Source organism: Streptomyces sp. SCA2-17 (assembly GCF_044336695.1).
In genome coordinates, this window is the sequence record NZ_CP117521.1 from 1,622,649 (window position 1) to 1,641,603 (window position 18,955).

General features: G+C 75.5%; 14 protein-coding genes, 1 pseudogene and 1 riboswitch. Of the genes and pseudogenes, 7 read left to right on the plus strand and 8 right to left on the minus strand.

The window, feature by feature from the left end; translation table 11 throughout:
- Positions 1-4 precede the first annotated feature (4 nt).
- The gene (locus PS271_RS07235) at positions 5-1,384 is read right to left on the minus strand and encodes a glycosyltransferase (protein WP_398381125.1); all 1,380 of its coding nucleotides are present in this window, start codon (positions 1,382-1,384) and stop codon (positions 5-7) included.
- Between the two features lie 220 nt (positions 1,385-1,604).
- Between PS271_RS07235 and PS271_RS07240 the strand changes: the two genes are divergently transcribed.
- Together PS271_RS07240 and PS271_RS07245 are read left to right on the plus strand one after the other, a co-directional pair.
- Positions 1,605-2,243 carry a TetR family transcriptional regulator gene (locus PS271_RS07240; RefSeq protein ID WP_398381127.1) on the plus strand — a complete coding sequence of 213 codons (639 nt, stop codon included), beginning with the start codon at positions 1,605-1,607 and terminating at the stop codon, positions 2,241-2,243.
- 198 nt (positions 2,244-2,441) lie between these two features.
- Positions 2,442-3,149 carry a LuxR C-terminal-related transcriptional regulator gene (locus PS271_RS07245; protein WP_398381129.1) on the plus strand — a complete coding sequence of 236 codons (708 nt, stop codon included), beginning with the start codon at positions 2,442-2,444 and terminating at the stop codon, positions 3,147-3,149.
- A gap of 297 nt (positions 3,150-3,446) precedes the next feature.
- On the opposite strand, the pseudogene PS271_RS07250 reads toward PS271_RS07245, so the two are convergent.
- The 6 genes and pseudogenes from PS271_RS07250 to PS271_RS07275 form a co-directional block, all read right to left on the minus strand.
- Positions 3,447-4,847 (minus strand): annotated as a pseudogene (locus tag PS271_RS07250) (ATP-binding cassette domain-containing protein); the annotation flags it as partial.
- Positions 4,848-5,375: 528 nt separating this feature from the next.
- Entirely contained in the window at positions 5,376-7,139 is a 1,764-nt protein-coding gene (locus PS271_RS07255) for an ABC transporter ATP-binding protein (RefSeq protein WP_398381132.1), read from the minus strand.
- Between the two features lie 126 nt (positions 7,140-7,265).
- Positions 7,266-7,388: a SapB/AmfS family lanthipeptide gene (locus PS271_RS07260; protein WP_030364498.1), complete on the minus strand. Its 123-nt coding sequence runs from the start codon at positions 7,386-7,388 to the stop codon at positions 7,266-7,268.
- Positions 7,389-7,436: 48 nt separating this feature from the next.
- Positions 7,437-10,217 (minus strand): class III lanthionine synthetase LanKC, encoded by a 2,781-nt coding sequence (lanKC, locus tag PS271_RS07265; protein ID WP_398381135.1) that lies wholly within the window; start codon positions 10,215-10,217, stop codon positions 7,437-7,439.
- A 124-nt stretch (positions 10,218-10,341) separates the two neighbouring features.
- Positions 10,342-10,575 carry a ferredoxin gene (locus PS271_RS07270; protein WP_398381137.1) on the minus strand — a complete coding sequence of 78 codons (234 nt, stop codon included), beginning with the start codon at positions 10,573-10,575 and terminating at the stop codon, positions 10,342-10,344.
- A gap of 6 nt (positions 10,576-10,581) precedes the next feature.
- Complete coding sequence (locus PS271_RS07275; protein ID WP_398386721.1) at positions 10,582-12,012, minus strand: aldehyde dehydrogenase; 1,431 nt, start codon at positions 12,010-12,012, stop codon at positions 10,582-10,584.
- 262 nt (positions 12,013-12,274) lie between these two features.
- A riboswitch (cobalamin riboswitch) is annotated at positions 12,275-12,428 on the plus strand.
- 186 nt (positions 12,429-12,614) lie between these two features.
- Here PS271_RS07275 and PS271_RS07280 point away from each other — a divergent pair.
- Genes PS271_RS07280 through PS271_RS07300 form a run of 5 tightly spaced genes read left to right on the plus strand, consistent with a single transcriptional unit; the run spans position 12,615 to position 18,451 of the window.
- Positions 12,615-13,892 (plus strand): SCO2321 family membrane protein, encoded by a 1,278-nt coding sequence (locus PS271_RS07280; RefSeq protein ID WP_398381139.1) that lies wholly within the window; start codon positions 12,615-12,617, stop codon positions 13,890-13,892.
- Positions 13,889-14,584 (plus strand): SCO2322 family protein, encoded by a 696-nt coding sequence (locus PS271_RS07285; RefSeq protein ID WP_398381141.1) that lies wholly within the window; start codon positions 13,889-13,891, stop codon positions 14,582-14,584. The genes PS271_RS07280 and PS271_RS07285 overlap by 4 nt, the downstream gene beginning before the upstream one ends.
- Positions 14,581-15,894 (plus strand): CbiQ family ECF transporter T component, encoded by a 1,314-nt coding sequence (locus PS271_RS07290; protein WP_398381142.1) that lies wholly within the window; start codon positions 14,581-14,583, stop codon positions 15,892-15,894. The genes PS271_RS07285 and PS271_RS07290 overlap by 4 nt, the downstream gene beginning before the upstream one ends.
- Positions 15,891-17,627 (plus strand): ABC transporter ATP-binding protein, encoded by a 1,737-nt coding sequence (locus PS271_RS07295; protein WP_398381144.1) that lies wholly within the window; start codon positions 15,891-15,893, stop codon positions 17,625-17,627. The genes PS271_RS07290 and PS271_RS07295 overlap by 4 nt, the downstream gene beginning before the upstream one ends.
- Positions 17,624-18,451 carry an ECF transporter S component gene (locus tag PS271_RS07300; protein WP_398381146.1) on the plus strand — a complete coding sequence of 276 codons (828 nt, stop codon included), beginning with the start codon at positions 17,624-17,626 and terminating at the stop codon, positions 18,449-18,451. The genes PS271_RS07295 and PS271_RS07300 overlap by 4 nt, the downstream gene beginning before the upstream one ends.
- Here the strand turns inward: PS271_RS07300 and PS271_RS07305 are convergent.
- Positions 18,448-18,912: a GNAT family N-acetyltransferase gene (locus tag PS271_RS07305; RefSeq protein WP_398381148.1), complete on the minus strand. Its 465-nt coding sequence runs from the start codon at positions 18,910-18,912 to the stop codon at positions 18,448-18,450. The genes PS271_RS07300 and PS271_RS07305 overlap by 4 nt on opposite strands.
- Between the last annotated feature and the right edge of the window lie 43 nt (positions 18,913-18,955).

The window sequence follows — 18,955 nt, forward strand, 5'->3', positions numbered from 1 at the left end:
CGCACTACGCGTGCCGTCCCGCGCGCCGCGCAGGCGCTTCCGTGCCCGCGCGGGCTATGGACTCGCGGTAGTGGCGGGCCGTGCCAAGGGCCGCCTCGTGCCAGGTGAAGCGGGAGAGGACGCGTTCGCGGCCCGCGGCGCCGAGGCGGCGGCGGAGGTCGGGGTCGTCCAGGAGCCGCCCCAGGGCGGAAGCGAGGGCTCCGGGGTCGCCGGGCGGGACGGCGAGGCAGGTCTCGCCGTCGGGGCCGGCGACCTCGGGGATGGCGCCCCCGGTCGTCGCGGCGAGCGGCGTCCCCGTCGCCATGGCCTCCGCGGCCGGCAGCGAGAAGCCCTCGTACAGCGACGGCACGCACGCGACCTGCGCCGACCGTACGAGGTCGACGAGTTCGGCGTCGGTGATGCCCTTGACGAACTCGACGGCGCCGCCGAGCCCGCAGCGCCGGATGGCCGTGGCCACGGGCCCGTCCTCGGCGCGCTTGCCGACGACGACGAGATGGGCGTCCGGGTGTCGGCGGCGAACGACCGCCAGGGCCTCGATCAGGTGCACCAGGCCCTTGAGGGGCACGTCCGCGCTGGACGTGGTGACGATCCGCCCCGGCACCTCGGGCACGGACGGATCCGGCGAGAACAGGTCCGTGTCGGCCCCGATCGGCACGACGTGCACCCGCTCGGCCCGTACGCCGAGGTGGTCGACGATCTCCTGGCGGGAGGAGCCGGAGACGGTCAGCACGGACGGCAGCCGCCGGGCGACACGTTTCTGCATGCGCGTGAACCCGTACCAGCGCCGTACGGACGCCCGCCGCTTCCAGTCGGCGGCGGCCGCGAGGTCGAGCTGCCGGTCGACGGTGATGGGGTGGTGGATCGTGGTGACCAGCGGAGCGCCGATCGCGGCGGGGCCGCCCAGCAGCCCGTAGCCGAGCGTCTGGTTGTCGTGGACGACGTCGAACCGGCCGCGCTGCGCGGCGAGGTGGCGGCGGGCGCGCAGGCTGAAGGTGAGCGGCTCGGGGAAGCCGCCCGTCCACATGGTGGAGACCTCCAGCGCGTCGATCCAGTCGCGGTACTCGTCGCGGCCGGGCGTGCGGAAGGGGTCCGGCTGGCGGTAGAGGTCGAGGCTCGGGAGCTCGGTGAGGGTCACGCCCTCGTCGAGGACGGGGTACGGCTGGGAGCCGATGACCTCGACGCTGTGCCCGAGGCGGGCGAGCTCACGGGAGAGGTGGCGGACGTACACGCCCTGACCGCCGCAGAACGGGTTGCCCTTGTAGGTGAGCATCGCGATGCGCAGGGGGCGATCGGGGTCGCCCGCCTCACGGAGGGCGTCCCGGCGTGCGTCCCGCCCGTGCTCCCCGTGCTCTGCGAGAGCTGCCTCAGTGGCCTCAGCGGTCACTCCCCCGGCCTCCTTCTGGCTGCTGTTCCGGCCGGAGCGTAACCGGTCGCGCTAATCTAGAACAAGTTTCAGACTGGGTTGTCCAGAAGCCTCGAATCTACCGGCCGTCAGGGCGGTCGCCAGGACCGGAACGGGTGATTCGCGCCACGGCCCGGCCCCTGCCATGCTGTGCCGTCCGGGCCGACAGACACCCTGGATGGATTGTCACGGAATGGGACACATGACGACGGAACCCAAGTCGCCGACCGCGCGGGCCGTGCCCGCCGGGCCCAGCCTCCCCCTGACCGAGCGTCAGGCGGCCCGCCGCCGCCGGATCCTCCAGGCCACCGCGGAGCTCGCGAGCCGCGGCGGCTTCGACGCGGTGCAGATGCGGGAGGTCGCCGAGGCGGCCGGCGTCGCGCTCGGCACGCTCTACCGCTACTTCCCCTCCAAGGTCCACCTGCTCGTCGCCACCATGCAGGACCAGCTGCAAGCCCTGCACGGCACGCTGCGCAAACGCCCGCCGACGGACACCGACCCGGCCGCGCGCGTGGCCCAGACCCTGATGCGGGCGTTCCGCGCGATGCAGCGCGAACCGCACCTGGCCGACGCCATGGTGCGCGCCCTCACCTTCGCCGACCGCTCGGTGAGCACCGAGGTCGACACCGTCTCCCGGCTCACCACGGCGATCATCCTGGACGCCATGGGGCCGGCCGGACCGCCCACCCCCGAGCAGCTCTCCGCCGTCCGCGTCATCGAGCACACCTGGCACTCGGCGCTCATCACCTGGCTCTCGGGGCGCGCGTCCATCGCGCAGGTGCGGATCGACATCGAGACCGTCTGCCGGCTCATCCGGCTCACTACCCCACAACAAGCCTGACGCGCTACCCCCGGCACCCGATTCATGGGGGGCGCTTTCGAGTGAACTTGGGGCGCACGTGGCGTGATTCATGCGCCCTTGCGCCCCCTCCATGTCCCGTATACGCGCCCGTCGCGGTGGCACACGCCGGTATGAATGAGCGTCGTGACCGGCACAGCGCTCGCTGCGCCGGGAAGCGGTAAGCGGAAGGCGGGGACCGTGATCCGGGTACTTCTGGTACATGACACCTATCTGCTGCGCACAGCGCTGGCGTTCCTGATCGGCAGGGAGCCGGATCTGGAGGTCTCGTCGGCCTCGTGGCAGCGCGCGGCGGACCTGTCGCGCTCGCTGCGGCCGGACGTGTGCGTGGTGGACATGGACAGCCCGGAGGCCGGCGGGCCGCGGGGGCTGCGGGAGCTCTCCGGGTACGGGCACGGTGACGGTTCCGGGCACGGTGCCGGTGGCTGTGCCGGTGCCGGTATCGCTTCCGCTTCCGGTGACGCGCCGGGCGACGGAACGGCGGGTGCGGCGGGTGCGGCGGGCGGGGCGGCCCTGCTCGCCCTGGCCAGCGCGGGACGGCCGGGGCCGCTGCGCCGGGCGTACGAGGAGAAGGCCCTGGGATACCTGAGCAAAAACGCTTCACCGGACCGGCTGGTCGAGGGGATACGGCATGTGGCGAAGGGCGAGCGGTTCATCGACGAGGCGCTCGGCTTCGGCTTCCTGGAGGCCGCGGAGATTCCCCTGACGAGACGAGAGCTGAGCGTGCTGTCACTCGCGGCGGAGGGGGCGTCCGTCGGGGAGATCGCCCGCAGCCTGCACCTGTCGAACGGGACGGTGCGCAACTACATGGCCGCCATCACCCGCAAGACCGGGGCGCGGAACCGGGTCGATGCGATCCGTATCTCGCGGGGGGCGGGGTGGGTGTGAGCCGGGCGGCTCGCCGCCGGCCCCGGCTTCGCCCCCGCCCATGAGGTCCCGGTAGAGCGGGGAGCGCGCGAGCAGTTCGCGGTGGTCGCCGCAGGCCGTGTCCGCCCCGTCCATCACCAGGACGCGGCCCGCGCGGCGGGCCGAGGAGGCGCGGTGCGCGATGACGACGAGGGTGCCGCCCGGGCGGCGCGCGAAGGCCCGTTCGGCGCGGGCCTCCGCGGCGGGGTCGAGGTGGCAGGTCGCCTCGTCCAGGACGGCGAGGGGGGCGGGCGAGAGGTAGGCGCGGGCGAGCGCGATCTGCTGCCGCTCCCCCGCGGACAGCTCCGCGGGGGCGAGGGGGGCCGCGAAGCCGCCGAGGCGGCGCACGAGTTCCGTCATGCCGAGTGCCTCCGCGGCGGCGTGCAGCTCCTCCTCCGGGACGGGGGCGGCGCGCAGATAGCCGAGGTTGGCGGCGAGCGTCCCCGAGAACACGTACGCCTCCTGCGGGATCAGCACCCGCCGGGCGGCCGCCGCCTCCGTGTCCGCCCGCTCCCCGCCCACGGTGACCTCCCCGCGGCCGGGCCGCAGCAGGCCCGCGACCAGCCCGGCCAGCGTCGACTTTCCTACGCCGCTGGGGCCGACGACGGCCAGGTGCGCGCCGGGGGGCAGGGTCAGGTCAAGGTCGCGGACGACGGGGTCGGCGTGGGCTCCGTAGGCGAAGGTGACGTGGTGGAGACGGAGGGCAGGGACGGGGGCGGGGGCCGGGGCCCCTGCCGGGGCGGGCGGTGGGGGCGGTGCGGGCGGTTGCTGTGCCGCGGGGCCGCCCGGCGCCGTGAGCCTGCGTGCCACCACGGCGAGGCGGGAGCCGCTCGTGCCGAGGCCGTGCACGAGGTTTTGCAGCGCGGGCATCAGCGACTGCGTCAGGTAGGCCAGCGCGCCCACGAGGGCACCCGCCGTGACGCCGTGGTCCAGCAGCCAGGGCGCCGCGGCCAGCAGGAGGACGACGGGCAGTTGCCCGGCCACGGCCAGGGCCACGACGCGGGCGGCGGACCAGCGGGCCAGCGCGCGGGACGCTTCCAGCGCGGCGTCGGTGAGCGCCCCCGCCTCCGCGCGGACGCAGGGCTCGGCACCGGCCGCGGTGACGTCGCGCAGGCCCGCGAAGACCTCGCCGAGCGCGGCGGCGAGGGCCTCGTCCGCCGCCAGGTACGCCTCTTGGCGGCGGGCGAGCGGGCGCAGCGTCGCCAGGAACAGGGCGAGGCCCAGGACGAGGGGCGGCGCGACGACCGCCAGCAGCGGGGGCGCCAGCAGGAACAGGCCCGTCAGGGCGCCGGCCGCGGTGAAGACGAACGACCGCGCGACCATGACGAGGCCGGCGAAGGCGTCCCGGGCGATCTCCGTCTGGTGCGTGAGGCGGGAGACGGCCGCGGGGTCGCCGCGCCGCAGGGCGCGGTCCACGACCGTGGTGACCAGGCGGTCGCGGAACGGCTCCACGAGGCCGGCGACGCCGCCGTACGTCTTGCCCGTACCGTACGCGCCGACGATCACGGCGACCGCGGCCGCGCCGAGCCAGGCGAGTCCGGTACGGGGCGCCCCCGCGAGGAACCCGGCGTCCAGCGCCTGGGCCAGCGCGTACCCCATCGCAAACGTGTGCCCCGCCTCTACGACGGACCAAGCGAGGAGCCACGCGACGACGCGCCACCGCCCGGCGAGGTATCGCATCCCTCGCCGGACCAGCCCGACTTCAACGTCTACCACGGGGACCTCCGGAGGCGAGGCACGGCCTCTTCACTCTCCCTGCCGCGGGGCAGGCCACGCCCCGGCCCACGGCCGAGGCCGGCTCGGCACCGCCGGGCGCCGCCGCGGGGGTTACTCACCGCCGCGGCGGGAAAGAGGGGCCCGGCCCCTCCACGCTCCCTGCGGGGCAGGGCAGCACGTCCCGCCCGAGGGACGAGGCCGGTTCGACACCGCCGGACACCACCGCGGTGGCTGCTCACCGCCGCGGCGGAATGGAGAGGCCCGGCCCCTCCGCACTCCCCGCCGCCAGGCACAACACCCCGCCGCAGCGGCGCGCAACCACCGCCCACGCAACCGGCGGTGCCATACAACCCCAGCCCAGGGCCGGTTCGGCACCGCCGGGTGCCGCCGCGGTGGCTGCTCACCGCCGCGGCGGGAAAGAGGGGCCCGGCCCCTCCGCGTTCCCCGCCCCCGGCGGTGCCGCTCGTCGTTTGCCTAACCGGCCGGAGGCGGTCACGCATTGAAGACCGACCGGTATGCCGGGTCCTGCCAGAGGGCGGCGTGGGGGGCCACGGCCAGGGCTCGGCCGTCGGCGAGCCAGAGGACTCGGTCCGCCGTTGCCGCCGTCGTCGGGCGGTGGGCCACGATGATCCGCGTGGCCGCGCCGGGCGCCCGCAGCGCTGCGGAGACGCGCCGCTCCGTCGCCGTGTCCAGGCTCGACGTCGCGTCGTCGAGGATCAGGACCCGCCCGGCGTGAGCAAAAGCGCGGGCGAGCCCGAGGCGCTGGGTCTCGCCGCCCGAGAGGGGCGCGTCCGCGCAGGCCGTGTCGTAGCCGTGCGGGAGGCGCCGTACGAAGTCGTGCGCGCACGCCGCCCGGGCCGCGCCCTCCAGCGCCTCGCGCCCCGGGGCGAACGCCCCGAACCCGATCGTGCCCCCGATCGTGCCGCCCAGCAGCGCCGGCCGGGCGAAGGCGTAGCCGACGGCGCGGCGGAGGTCGTCGCGGCGGAGCGCGGGGAGCGGGACGCCGTCGAGGAGGACGGAACCGGCGTCGGGGTCCGTGAGCCGCCCCGCCACCTCCGCCAGGACCGACTTCCCGCTGCCCGACAGCCCCACGACGGCCAGCGACGTCCCTCCGGGGACCGTGACGCTCACCTCGTGCAGGACCGTCCGCCCGCCCCGTACGACGCTCACGCCCCGCAGTTCCAGCGTGCCGGGCCCGGCCGGCAGGGCCCGCTGCCCGTAGGGGACTTGCGGCACGGCGAGGACGTCCGCGACGCGGCCCGCCGCGGCCCGCGCCCGGGCCGCGGCGTTGAGGTGGCCGACGAGCATGCCGACGCCGGTGGCGAGCACGGCGTAGCGGGAGGCGGCGAGGAGGTCGCCGACGGTCAGGTGGCCCTGGGACAGGCGCAGTCCGGCGACGGCGAGGACGGCGATCTGGAGCAGCGGTACGAGCGTGCCGGCCTGGGCCGTGGAGCGGCCTTGGACGCGCCACATGCGCAGCCCCTGCCGGGAGAGCCGGGGCAGTGGTTCGAGGATGCGGGCACGCTCCCGGTCGGCGGTGCCGGCGGCGGCGATCGTACGGGCGCCGCCGAGGGCCTCGACGAGGCGGGCGGCGATGTCGCCCTGGTGCTGCTGGTAGCGGGCGACGCTGTCCGTGGAGGCGCGGGTGAAGGCGCGCAGGAGCGCGGCGAGGAGGGGCGCTCCGGCGAGGAAGGCGACGGCGAGCCAGGGGTCGATGACGCCGAGGGCGGCGATTCCGCCGAGCGGGCCGGCGACGGAGGCGGCGGCGTGGGCGAGCGTCGCGGGCGCGGTGCCGGTGTCGGCGGCGTTGCCGACGGAGCGGGTGACGAGGTCGCCGGGCGGGAAGCGGCCGGCTGCGCGCGGCCCGGCGGCCAGGACGTGGCCGAGCAGGCGGTGGCGCAGCCGGGCGGTGGCGCGGGCGGCGGTCGTGCCGGTGAGGACTTCGCCGGCGGCGTCGAGCGCGGCGGGCCCGGCGACGAGGAGGGCGCACAGGAGGGTCCACCGGCCGGCGTCGGGGCCGCGGCGGGCGAGGAGCAGGTCGAGGGTGTGGCCGAGGACGAGGGGCAGCAGGAGGGCCGCGCCGGTCGAGGCGACCGCGATGAGCGCGAGGGCGGCGGCCCGTCCGGCGCTGTGCCGGGCGGTGCCGAGCAGGAGCCGGTCCCCGGCGGAAGCGGACGCGGAAGCGGAGACGGAGGCAGGGGCCGAGGCAGGAGCGGGAGCGGACCGGGCTGCCTTCTCCGTACGCGTACGCGCCATGGCAGGGTCGCCCTCCTCTCCGTACCATCCGTGAGTGCAGGACCCGGGCGGGCCCCTTGTCGCAGAAGGGGCCCGCCCGGTGCCGGATCGGCTGGTATCCGGTCTGTCAGCGGTGGATCTGCGGATCTACAGACAGATCAGAACGCTGGCGGTGCTGACGCAGGAGAGCAGGCTGACCGTGCTCTGGCCGCCGCCACCGTGGCCGGTGTTCGCCTCGGACTCCATGTTCTGCAGGTCGAGAAGCGCCATGGTCGTGTTCCTTTCGTGGATGTCCCGTGGGGACGGGGTTTCTTCTTGCTACGGCTCCACAACGGCATGGAGCCGGCTCAGGGGCCCCTGGAGGGGCGGGAGGAACGGCAGCTGCGCGGGCCGGCCGCCGTCGCCGTCGCCGAGGGCGGCGGCGAGGGCCAGCAGGCAGCCTGCGGTCCCGGTGGCGAGGTCCATGGACAGCCGCATCATCTGGCTGCCGGGGAAGGCGAGTTCGCCCTGGTAGGACATGGCGTACCAGGACATGCCGCGGACTTGGGCGGCGAGGTGCTCCGGCCCGGCGCCCGGCGCGGCGGTGCGCGCGAGGTGGAGGACCATCCCGGCCCGGCCCTGGAACAGCCCGGGCTGGGCGTAGAAGCGGGAGCGGGCCGCGGTGAGGATGCCGTCGCGGGCCTCGGTGAAGTACGGGTCGGGGTCGGGGTGGTGGGCGAGGAAGTCGTCCAGGACCATGCCGATTCCGGCGCTGCCGTCCCCGAGGTAGGGCATGGTGCGCCAGCCCTCGTCCACTTCGAGCGTGCCGCCCGCCGTACGGGTGCAGCGGGCGAGGTCGGTGCGCAGGGCCTGCTCGGCGAGGCCGAGGAGGGCGGGGGCGCCGGTGCGCTCGTACAGCCGCAGGAAGAGCAGGGCGGGGCCGGTGGCACCGCGCAGGAGGCCGGCGCGGCGGCGCGGGCCGTCCCCGTCCGCCCCGGCGGATCCGGCCGGCCCGGCCGAGCCCGCGGATTCGGCAGCTTCGGCCGCTTCGGCGGCGAGCCGGTCCGCGAGGAGCTGGGCGGCCTCGACGGCCTGGTCGTGGAGCCCGCGCTCGCCCGTGGCGCGGGCGAGGTGGTCGAGGGCGAGGCCGACGCCGGCCAGGCCCCCGCGCAGGTCGGAGGTGAGCCGCTGCCACTGCTCCCCGAGGAGGATCCCGGCCAGGTCGAGGGCGCGCTGCGTGTGGCCGAGGCGGTCGAGGGTGCAGGCGACGCCGGCGAGGCCGTCGTAGAGGCCGAGCGGGGTGCCGGAGGGCACGGGGGCGGTGTGCCGCAGGAGCCACTCCTCGCCCTCCTCGTAGCGCTCGGCGCCGGCTTCGGCGAGGGCGTGCAGGACTCCGGCGGCGCCGTGGGCGAGGCCGAGGCCGCCGCCTTCGGAGAACGTGGCGATGTCGCCGGGGAACAGGCGGTCGTCGCGGCCGGGCGTCGCGGAGGCGAGGATGGCGCGGATCATCGAGGCGCGGGCGGCGGGCCAGTCCGCGGCGGGGTCGGGGAGCGCCTGCGGCGCGGCGGCGCGGCCGACGGCGGGACCGATGGTGCGGTGCCGCGGGGGTGAAGCGGCAGGTGCGGCCGCACCTTCCTCCCGTACGGCCCCCGCCGGCCCCGCCCCCTCCCGCGTGATCTCCGCGACCGCCTCGTCCAGGAACTCCCGCGGCACCGGGAACTGCCCGGCGATCACCTCCGCCAGGTGCGCCGCCTTGGCCCGGTCGATCACGAACAGCGTGGTGATCGGCAGGAACAGGGCGAGGCGCAGGCAGGCCAGGGCGTACTTGTCCACGTCCGTGCCGCGGCGGTCCGGCGGGGCGAAGAAGCCGGGGTGGGCGACGACCTGCCGGCCGTGCTCGGAGGCGGGCGCCGCGGCCTCGAAGTCGATGAGGACGACGGAGCGTTCGTCCGGCGCGACCATGATGTTGAACATGTGGAGGTCGTTGAAGACGATGCCGCGCGAGTGGACCTTGGCAACGGCTTCCTCGACGGCCCGGAAGACGCGCAGCGCCCATGCCGTGTAGTCGGCGGTGGCGGCGGGCGAGGGGTCCGCGGCGAGCAGCGGGTGGCGGTGGGCGAAGAAGGAGTTGAGGGGTTTGCCCTCGACGAAGTCCATGACGAGGAAGCGGTGGTCGCCGATGGTGAGCCAGTCGCGCGGCTCGGGGGCGACGCCGAGGCCGGAGAGCCGCTCCAGGGCGTCCTTCTCGCGCTCCAGGCGGGCCACGGCGTCGGCCCCGTCGGCGGCGAGCCCGGCGTGCGGGCGGCCTTCCTTCAGCACGACCTTGCGGCCGTCGCGCGTGTCGGTGCCGGCGTAGACGCCGCCGCCGTTGGAGAAGTGCAGGGCCTTCTCGATGCGGTACGGCAGGTCGGCGACGGTGGTGGCGTTGCGCGCGGCGAGGTGCGGCGCGAGGAAGCCGGGCAGCGTCACCCACGCCGGCACCTGGAAGGCCGGGTTCCGGGAGTCGGGGACGAGGCGGCCCTCGCCGTCCTCCACGGCGGGCACGAGGCTGCCGCGCCCGTCGATGCAGAAGCGGCGGGCGAAAGCGCCGTAGCGGACGTAGAGCGGGCCTTCATGCCAGCGCAGGTCGGTGAGGATGTACGGGCCGGGCCGGCCGCCGAGGATCCCGTGCAGGCCGGTCAGGGTGGCGTGCAGCTGCTCCTCGCCGTCCGGGTAGACGGTGACGAACTTCCCGCTGTGGCCGCGCTCCGCGTACTTGTTGTTGCGCAGGTGCAGCAGGTGCGGGCCGGGCACGAACTTGAACGGGATGCCGCGTGCGGTGCAGTAGTCCCAGACGTCGGCGGCGGTCTTCTCCGCGGTGTCGGCGGTCGCCGAGACGTGGATCTTCCAGCCCTGGAGGGGCTGGCCGGGGCGCGGACCGCCGTCCTTCCCGGCAGGGAAAACATGGAACCACTCCCCGTGGCGGGACGTGCTCCAGCCGGCGGGGGCGGCGCGGCGCGCGGTCTCGTACAAACCCATCTCCTGGGCTCGCTCGCCGCCCGCCCCCGGGACGGACAAGCGGTCCGGGGTCTCGTAGAAGTGCCTGTCGGCCAGGCAGTAGACCTCGTACCGCGCGTCCATCGCTTCCCCCCTCGGCTGCGTTGCCTAGAGATTTCCACGCCGTGAGGGGCCCGGCCAGTCACATCTGTCATCAAGCACTTGTGCGGAACGCATGAGTAACAACGTCCGTGCGTACGAAGGGGTTTCACTCGTCCGGAGGAAACACCGGATCCCCCGTATCCGGCCTGCTGATCGTGATCGCCTCCACGGGGCAGGTCTCCGCGGCCGCGAGCACTTCTTCGGAGGGTTCCGTCTCCTCCGCGAGGGGCCGGGAGCGGTGGCCCGCGTCGAGCGCGAACGCCCCGGGCGCGCTCCCCGCGCACATCCCCGAGCCCACGCACAGCCCCCGGTCGACCCGCACGCGCCAGCGCTCACTCACGGCCGCTCACGCCTCCGTCCCGGAAGGCCCGCCCTGGTCCGCCGGCAGATGGATCGTCTTGTGCTCCAGGTACTCGGCGAAGCCCTCCGGCCCGAACTCCCGCCCCAGGCCGGAGTTCTTGTAGCCGCCGAAGGGGCCGAACGTGTCGAGACCGAAGGTGTTGACGGAGTACGTGCCGGTGCGGACCCTGCGCGCGATGTCGATGCCGCGTTCGGCGTCGCGGGTCCAGACGCTGCCGGAGAGCCCGTAGTCGGAGTCGTCGGCGATGCGTACGGCCTCCTCCTCGGTGTCGTAGGGCAGCAGGCAGATGACGGGGCCGAAGATCTCCTCGCGGGCGATGCGCATGTCGTTGGAGACGTCGCCGAAGAGGGTGGGCTCCACGTACCAGCCCTTGTCGCGGCCCGCCGGGCGTCCGCCGCCGGCCAGCACCTCGGCGCCCTCGCGCTGCCCGAGCGCGATGTACTCCAGGGACCGGCGGCGCTGCCGCTCGGCGACGAGCGGGCCGACCTCGGTGGCGGGGTCGAGGGGGTCGCCGACGACGAGGGCGGAGGCGGCGGCCGCGAAGCGCTCGGCCAGCTCGGCGTAGTGGGCGCGGGGGGCGAGGATGCGGGTCTGGGCGACGCACGCCTGGCCGTTGTTCATCCAGGCCGTGGGGGCGATGCCGGCGACGGCCGCCTCCAGGTCGGCGTCCGGCAGGACGATCGCCGCGGACTTGCCGCCGAGCTCCAGGGTGACGCGGGTGAGGTGGCGCGCCGCGACCTCCATGACGCGCTTGCCCGCCGCGACCGAGCCGGTGAACGCCACCTTGTCGACGCCGGGGTGCCCGACGAGGTACTCGCTGACCTCCCGGCCGGCGGGCAGGATCGACAGGACGCCCTCCGGCAGGCCCGCCTCCGTGACGATCTCCGCGAGGAGGTACGCGTCCAGGGGCGTCTCCGGCGACGGCTTGAGCACCACCGAGCAGCCCGTGAGCAGCGCGGGCGCGAGCTTGGCGGCCGTCACGAGCTGCGGGACGTTCCACGGCACGACGGCCGCGACGACGCCGACGGGCTCGCGCCGCACCAGCAGCGGCCCGAGGGCGCCGGCCCGCCGCTCCTCGTAGGGCAGGCCGCGGGCGACGGCTATGGCGCAGTCCCACACCATCATCGCGCCGAGGGCCTGGGCGAGGACGCTCCAGGAGTACGGGGAGCCGTTCTGGGCGGAGACGACCCGGGCGATCTCCTCGTGCCGGGCGGCGATGCCGTCCTTGATGCGGGTGACGACCTCGATGCGCTCGGCGAGGGGCCGGTCGGCCCAGACGCCGGAGTCGAAGGCCGTGCGGGCCGCGGCGACGGCCCGGTCGACGTCCTCGCGCGAGGCGTGCGGGACGCGGCCGATGACCTCCTCGGTGTGCGGCGAGACGACGTCGATGACGGCGCGGCCGAGCGGGTCGGCCATGGCGCCGCCGATGAAGAGCTGTCCGTATTCGACCGGTCCGTGCCCGGCCGCCCCGTTCCCGTGCCGCTGGTTCACGGCCGGCCCGTTCCCCTGCTGGTTCACGACCGGTCCGTTCCCGTGCTGGTTCATGATCCGGATGCCTCCCGCGGGTGTGCGGAGTCCTGCGCGCCGTAACCAAAGAACTGACGCAGCATCAGAGACTCGGCATCAGACACTTAGCAGCCCGCCCGGCGGCGGGCAACAGTCCGCCGGACCGTTGATCTTCAACCCGGCCGGTTAAAGTGTCCGTGACAACTTCATCCCGCCTCGGAACGGGGGAAGCCGGTGCAAATCCGGCGCTGACCCGCAACCGTGACTACGGCCCGCCGCCCGGCGACCGTACGAGCCGGACCACCCGGTCCAGGCGGCAGGCTTCCGGAACCGGTCGTACCGCCTCGGCGGTGCCGCCCGTTCCACCGGCACCGCCGAGGTATGCGGAGCCGAGCCCGGTGCCACCGCGCGCGGCCGCGCGGGGAGGCGGCGGTGCGCGGCCGCGGACCCGTCGGCCGGCCCACGCCCCCGTCCCCGCCCCCGCAGTGACACCCACCGAGAGGCTCGACCCCATGGCCCCCTCCCTCGCCGTCCACGCGCGCCGCGGCGCCGCGGCCCTGGCCACCGCCGCCGTCCTGGGCGCGGCCGCGGCCCCCGCCGCCTTCGCCGACGGTTCACCGTCCCCGGCGCCGGGGCTCTACGGCACGGCCGACCCGAAGTTCGACGGTGTCTTCCGGCAGTCCCTGGCCTTCATGGCGCAGAACGCCATGGGCGTCACCCCGGCCAAGCCGGCGGTCGACTGGCTCGCGGGCCAGCAGTGCGAGGACGGTGGCTTCCCCGGCTACCGGGCGGACACGGCCAAGGCGTGCGACCCGAAGAAGGACGAGTTCACGGACGCCACCGCCGCGGCCGTGCAGGGCCTCGCGGCCGCGGGCGGGCGCGCGGACGCCGTCAAGAAGGGCCTGGACTGGCTCAAGGCCCACCAGAACGACGACGGCGGCTGGGGCTACCAGGCCGGCAGCCCCAGCGACGCCAACTCCACCTCCATCGCGCTCGGCGCGTTCGCGGCGGCCGGCCAGGACCCGGCCAAGGACGCCGTCAAGAACGGCAAGAACCCCATCGAGACGCTGCTGACCTTCCAGCTCGGCTGCGACGCGAAGGAGGGCGAACGCGGCGCGTTCGCGTACCTGAAGGACGACAAGGGGCTGCGCGCCGACAACCTCGCCAGCGCCGCCGCCGCACTCGCCACGCTCGGCAAGGGCTTCCTCTTCGAGCCCCTGAAGAAGGACGCCGACCAGCCCGTCAAGGCGCTGGAGTGCCCGGCCGGCGACGAGAAGGCCAGGCCGAAGGACGCCGCCGCGGCCGCCGGTGCCGTGGACGGCTACCTCGTGGCCACCATGGACAAGAACGGCGGCTACCTGCTGCCGTCCATGCCCGGCGCCCCCGCCAAGCCCGACCAGGGCAACACCGCCGACGCCGCCCTCGCCCTGGCCGCGGGCGGCCACCGCGCCGCCGCCGAGAAGCCCCTGAAGTGGCTCCGGTCCAAGGAGAGCGGCACGGCCGAGTGGGCCAAGGGCCAGCCCGGCCGGCTCGCCAAGCTGATCCTCGCCACGCGTGCCGCGGGCGGCGACCCGCGCGACTTCGCGGGCGCGAACCTCGTGGACCAGCTGAACGCCACCGGCCCGGCCCCGGAGAAGCACGCGACGGGCGGCATGGGCAAGGAGGACGAGGAGAAGAAGGACGACTCCGTCACGATCAACGTGTGGTGGATCGTCGGCGTCGGCCTGGCCTTCGGCGCCGGCATCGGCTTCCTGATCAGCGGCCGCAAGAAGAAGCAGCGGCAGCTGTGACGCGGGCCGTCGCGGTGCGCGGCGGCGCGGTCGTCACCGCGCTCGCCGCCGTACTCGTCGCTGCCCTCGTCACGCTCCTCGGTGCCGCCCCGGCGCAGGCCGCCGGCTACCGGTACTGGTCGTTCTGGCAGAGCTCCGGCGGCCAGTGGGCGTACGCGACGCAGGGACCGGGCACGGCGCGGCCCGGCGACGGGGACGTGATCGGGTTCCGGTTCGCGGTCAGCGCGGACTCCGCCGACGCCGCGAAGCCGCGCGCCGCGGCCGGCTTCGGGGAGGTCTGCGACCGTACGGCCGCCAAGGACGGGGCGAAGCGCGTCGCCGTCGTCCTCGACTTCGGCACGCCCGCGGACGCGCCCGACGGCGAGACGCCGCCCGCGGCCCGCTCGGCCTGCGCCCAGGTGGGCGAGGACGCGACCGCGGGCGAGGCGCTGGCCGCCGTCGCGAAGCCGCTGCGCTACGACTCCTCCGCCCTGCTGTGCGCCATCGCCGGCTACCCGCGGACGGGCTGCGGCGAGCAGGCGAGCGGGGCGAAGAAGGACGGGGCGAGCGCGCAGCCGAGCGCCGCGGGCAAGAGTGACGGTGGTGACGGGGGCGGTGACGGCGTTCCGTCGGCCGGCCTGATCGGTGGCATCGCCGCCGTGGTCGTCCTCGGTGCCGCGGCCTTCTGGCAGGCCCGCCGACGCCGCGGATGAGCGACAGGATCACGCCGCGGCGGGCGGGGGGAACGGCCGGGGCCGGGGCCGCGCCCCTCACCGCGCGCGCCTCCGCCCTGCACGCGGGCGCCTGGTGGGTGTGGGCGCTGGGCCTGGCCACGGCCGCCTCGCGCACCACGAACGTCCTGCTGCTCGGCCTGCTGGTCGCCGTCGCCGGTTACGTCGTGGCGGCGCGGCGCACGGACGCGCCGTGGGCCCGCTCGTACGGGGCGTTCCTCAAGCTCGGCCTGGCCGTGATCGGCATCCGGCTCGTCTTCGCGGTCGTGCTGGGCTCCCCCATCCCGGGCACGCACACCCTCCTCACCCTGCCGGAAGTCCCGCTTCCGGACTGGGCGAAGGGGGTGCGGCTCGGCGGCCGGGTGACGGCCGAGGGGCTGGTCTTCGCCCTGGCCGACGGCATGAAGCTGGCCACGCTGCTGGTGTGCGTGGGCGCGGCGAACGCGCTCGCCAACCCGGCGCGGCTGCTGAAGTCCCTGCCGGGCGCGCTGTACGAGGCGGGGGTCGCGGTCGTCGTCGCCATGACGTTCGCGCCGAACCTCGTCGCCGACGTCCAGCGGCTGCGCGCGGCCCGCCGCCTGCGCGGCCGCCCCGACCGCGGCCTCACGGCCCTGCTCCAGGTGGGGCTGCCGGTACTGGAGGGCGCCCTGGAGCGTTCCGTGGCGCTGGCGGCCTCGATGGACGCGCGCGGTTACGGCCGTACGGCCCGGGTGCCGCGCGCCGTCCGCCGCACGACGAGCGTGCTGACGCTGGGCGGCCTCATGGGCGTCTGCGCGGGCACGTACGGGCTGCTCGCCGACCAGGGCGCGGGGTACGGGCTGCCCGTCCTGCTCGCCGGCCTGGCCGCGGCCCTGGCGGGCCTGTGGCTGGGCGGCCGCCGCTCGGTCCGCACGCGCTACCGGCCCGACCGGTGGGGCGTGCGCGCCTGGCTCGTCTCGGGCTCGGGCGTGGCCGTAGCGGCGTTGATGATCTGGGCGAACACGTACGCGCCGGGTGCGCTGCACCCGCCGGCGGTGCCGCTGACGGCGCCGGACCTGCCGGTGTGGCCGGCGGCGTCGCTGCTGGTGGGGCTGCTGCCGGCGTTCGTGGCCCCCGCCCCCGGGGTCCAGGGAAGGGCCTCCGCCGCCCCGCCCCCAGGGGTCCGGGGCGCAGCCCCCGGAAACGGTGAAAGGGCGGGTCAGGAGCATCCCTCTCCGCCCTCTCCGCCACAAAGGCGCGCAACCCCCGCCGGGGAGACCGGCGGTGCCCGGCCCGCCGAGACCCCCACTCCCCTCTCCGAGGAGCCCAAGTGATCCGCTTCGAGCAGGTGTCGGTCACCTACGACGACGCCGAGGCGCCCTCGCTCCGAGGAGTCGACCTCACCGTTCCCGAAGGCGAACTCTGCCTCCTCGTAGGCCCGTCCGGCGTCGGCAAGTCCACCCTCCTCGGCACCGTCAGCGGCCTCGTCCCGCACTTCACCGGCGGCACCCTGCACGGGCGCGTCACCGTGGCCGGCCGCGACACCCGTACCCACAAGCCGCGCGAACTCGCCGACGTCGTCGGCACCGTGGGCCAGGACCCGCTCGCCCACTTCGTCACCGACACCGTCGAGGACGAGCTCGCGTACGGCATGGAGTCCCTCGGCATCCCCCCGCACACCATGCGCCGCCGCGTCGAGGAGACCCTCGACCTGCTGGGCCTCGCCGCCCTCCGCGACCGCCCCATCGCCACGCTCTCCGGCGGGCAGCAGCAGCGCGTCGCGATCGGCTCGGTGCTCACCACGCACCCCGCGGTGCTGGTCCTCGACGAGCCGACGTCCGCCCTGGACCCGGGCGCGGCCGAGGAGGTGCTGGCCGTCCTTCAGCGCCTGGTCCACGACCTGGGCACGACGGTCCTGATGGCCGAGCACCGGCTGGAGCGGGTCGTGCAGTACGCGGACCGCGTCATCCTGCTGCCCGGCCCCGGGGAGGCCCCCGTCATGGGCGAGCCGGCCGGGGTCATGGCCATGTCGCCGGTCCACCCGCCCGTGGTCGGCCTCGGCCGCCTGGCCGGCTGGGAGCCGGTCCCGCTGTCCGTACGCGACGCCCGCCGCCGCGCGGCACCGCTGCGGGATCGGCTGGCGCCACTGACGCCGCCGACCGCACCGGAAGCGCAGCCGGAAACGCCCCCGGCAGGCGCCCCGCGCCGCGCACGCACCGGCTTCCTGCGCAAGGCCCGCCGCACGGCCGACACCGGCCCCGCCCCCGCGGCAGCCGTGACCGGCCTCGCCGTCCGCCACGACCGGCTGGTCGCGCTGCGCGACGTGAACCTGTCGGTGCGCCCGGGCGAAACGGTCGCCCTGATGGGCCGCAACGGCGCGGGCAAGTCGACCCTCCTGCGGACGCTCGTCGGCATGCACAAGCCCGCCGCGGGCGCCGTCCGCGTCGGCGGCACCGCCCCGCACAGCACGTCCCCCGCGGAGTTGCTGCGCCACGTCGGCCTCGTGCCGCAGGAGCCGCGCGACCTGCTGTACGCGGACACGGTCGCCGCCGAGTGCACGGCCGCCGACGGCGACGCGGGCGCCGCGCCCGGCACCTGCCGCGCGCTGGTCTCCGGGCTGCTGCCGGGCGTTGCCGGCACGACGCACCCGCGCGACCTGTCGGAGGGCCAGCGCCTCGCGCTCGCCCTCGCGGTGGTGCTGACGGCGCGCCCGCCGCTGATCCTCCTCGACGAGCCGACCCGCGGCCTCGACTACGCGGCCAAGCACCGCCTGGTGGAGATCCTGCGCGGCCTCGCCGCCGAGGGCCACGCGATCGTCCTGGCGACGCACGACGTGGAACTCGCCGCGGAGCTGGCCCACCGGGTCGTCGTCATCGCCGACGGCGAGATCGTCGCGGACGGCCCGACGGCGGAGGTCGTCGTCTCGTCCCCGGCCTTCGCCCCCCAGGTGGCCAAGGTCCTCGCGCCGCAGCCGTGGCTGACGGTGGGGCAGGTACGGGAGGCGCTGGCGGCTCCCGAGACTCCCAAGGCTCCGGAAGCTCCGGAAGCTCCGGAGGCGACGCCGTGACCGGGACCCGTGACCGCCAGGCGCGCGCGATCCGCCTGGGCCGCCGTTCGATCGCGGCCCTGCTCCTCGTCTCCGCCGTCGGTGTGATGGCCTTCGGCTGGCCCCTGCTCGCCGGCTCCACCTCCGGGCTCGCGCACTCCGCGGACGCGCCGTGGCTGTTCGCGGCGCTGCTGCCGCTGCTGCTGGCGGTCGTGGTGGCGGCCATCGCCGACGCGGGCCTGGACGCCAAGGCCATCGCGATGCTCGGCGTCCTGGCGGCGGCGGGCGCGGCCCTGCGGCCGCTGGGCGCGGGGACGGCCGGAATCGAGCCGATGTTCTTCCTGATGGTCCTGTCGGGCCGGGTCCTCGGACCGGGCTTCGGCTTCGTGCTCGGCTCGGTGTCGATGTTCGCGTCGGCGCTGCTGACGGGCGGGGTCGGCCCCTGGATGCCGTTCCAGATGCTGGCGATGGGATGGGTGTCGATGGGCGCGGGCCTGCTGCCCGGCCCGGACCGGCTGCGGGGCGCCCGCGAGGTGCTGATGCTCGCGGGCTACGGGGCGGTGGCCTCGCTCTTCTACGGGACGGTGATGAACCTCCAGGGCTGGCCCTACATCGGCGCGCTCGCCACGGGCGTCTCCTTCGTCCCCGGCGACCCGCTGTCCGAGAACCTCGCCCGCTTCGTCGCGTACTGCCTGGCCACGTCCCTGGGCTGGGACGTGCCGCGCGCGGTCGTGACGGTCACCGCGACGCTCGCCCTCGGCCCGGCGGTCCTGAAGGCACTGCGGCGCGCCACGCGCAGGGCGGCGTTCGACGCGCCGGTGACGTTCGGGAAGCCGGCGGACTAGCCCTCCGTGCCGGAGAGCTCCTTCCCCATCCACACCTCGGCGTAAGGATTGTCCTCGACGGTGTTGTAGCGAGGAATCGGAACGAACCCGTGCCGGGCGTACAACGCCCTCGCCTCCACCAGGTCCTCACGGGTGTCCAGCACGATCCGCCCGGCGCCCCACTCCCGCGCGACGGCCTCGGCCGCGGCCAGCAGCGCGGGGGCGGCACCACGCCCCCGCCCGGCGGGCCGCACGAACATCCGCTTCAGCTCGGCGGTCCCCCGCTCCCGGTCGAACCACCGCAGCCCCAGACACCCCACCGCCTCCCCGCCCTGCCGGGCGACCAGCAGCACCCCCCTGGGCGGCTCGAGGTCGTCGTGCGCCTCCTCGGCGACGTACCCCTCCACCTCTTCGGGCGTGGTGGTACGCCCCTCATGCATCAGGAACCAGCGATCGGCGACCTCGGTCATGTACTCCCGCATCAAGGCCACCGCCTCAGCAGAACGCACAGGCGAAGGGCCCACG

Excerpts from the sequence above, each read along its gene's own strand:
- PS271_RS07240 (WP_398381127.1), top strand. The coding sequence starts at position 1,605 with ATGACGACGGAACCCAAGTCGCCGACCGCGCGGGCCGTGCCCGCCGGG.
- PS271_RS07255 (WP_398381132.1), bottom strand. The coding sequence starts at position 7,139 with ATGGCGCGTACGCGTACGGAGAAGGCAGCCCGGTCCGCTCCCGCTCCT.
- PS271_RS07260 (WP_030364498.1), bottom strand. The coding sequence starts at position 7,388 with ATGGCGCTTCTCGACCTGCAGAACATGGAGTCCGAGGCGAACACCGGC.
- lanKC (WP_398381135.1), bottom strand. The coding sequence starts at position 10,217 with ATGGACGCGCGGTACGAGGTCTACTGCCTGGCCGACAGGCACTTCTAC.
- PS271_RS07275 (WP_398386721.1), bottom strand. The coding sequence starts at position 12,012 with ATGGCCGACCCGCTCGGCCGCGCCGTCATCGACGTCGTCTCGCCGCAC.
- PS271_RS07280 (WP_398381139.1), top strand. The coding sequence starts at position 12,615 with ATGGCCCCCTCCCTCGCCGTCCACGCGCGCCGCGGCGCCGCGGCCCTG.
- PS271_RS07290 (WP_398381142.1), top strand. The coding sequence starts at position 14,581 with ATGAGCGACAGGATCACGCCGCGGCGGGCGGGGGGAACGGCCGGGGCC.
- PS271_RS07305 (WP_398381148.1), bottom strand. The coding sequence starts at position 18,912 with ATGCGGGAGTACATGACCGAGGTCGCCGATCGCTGGTTCCTGATGCAT.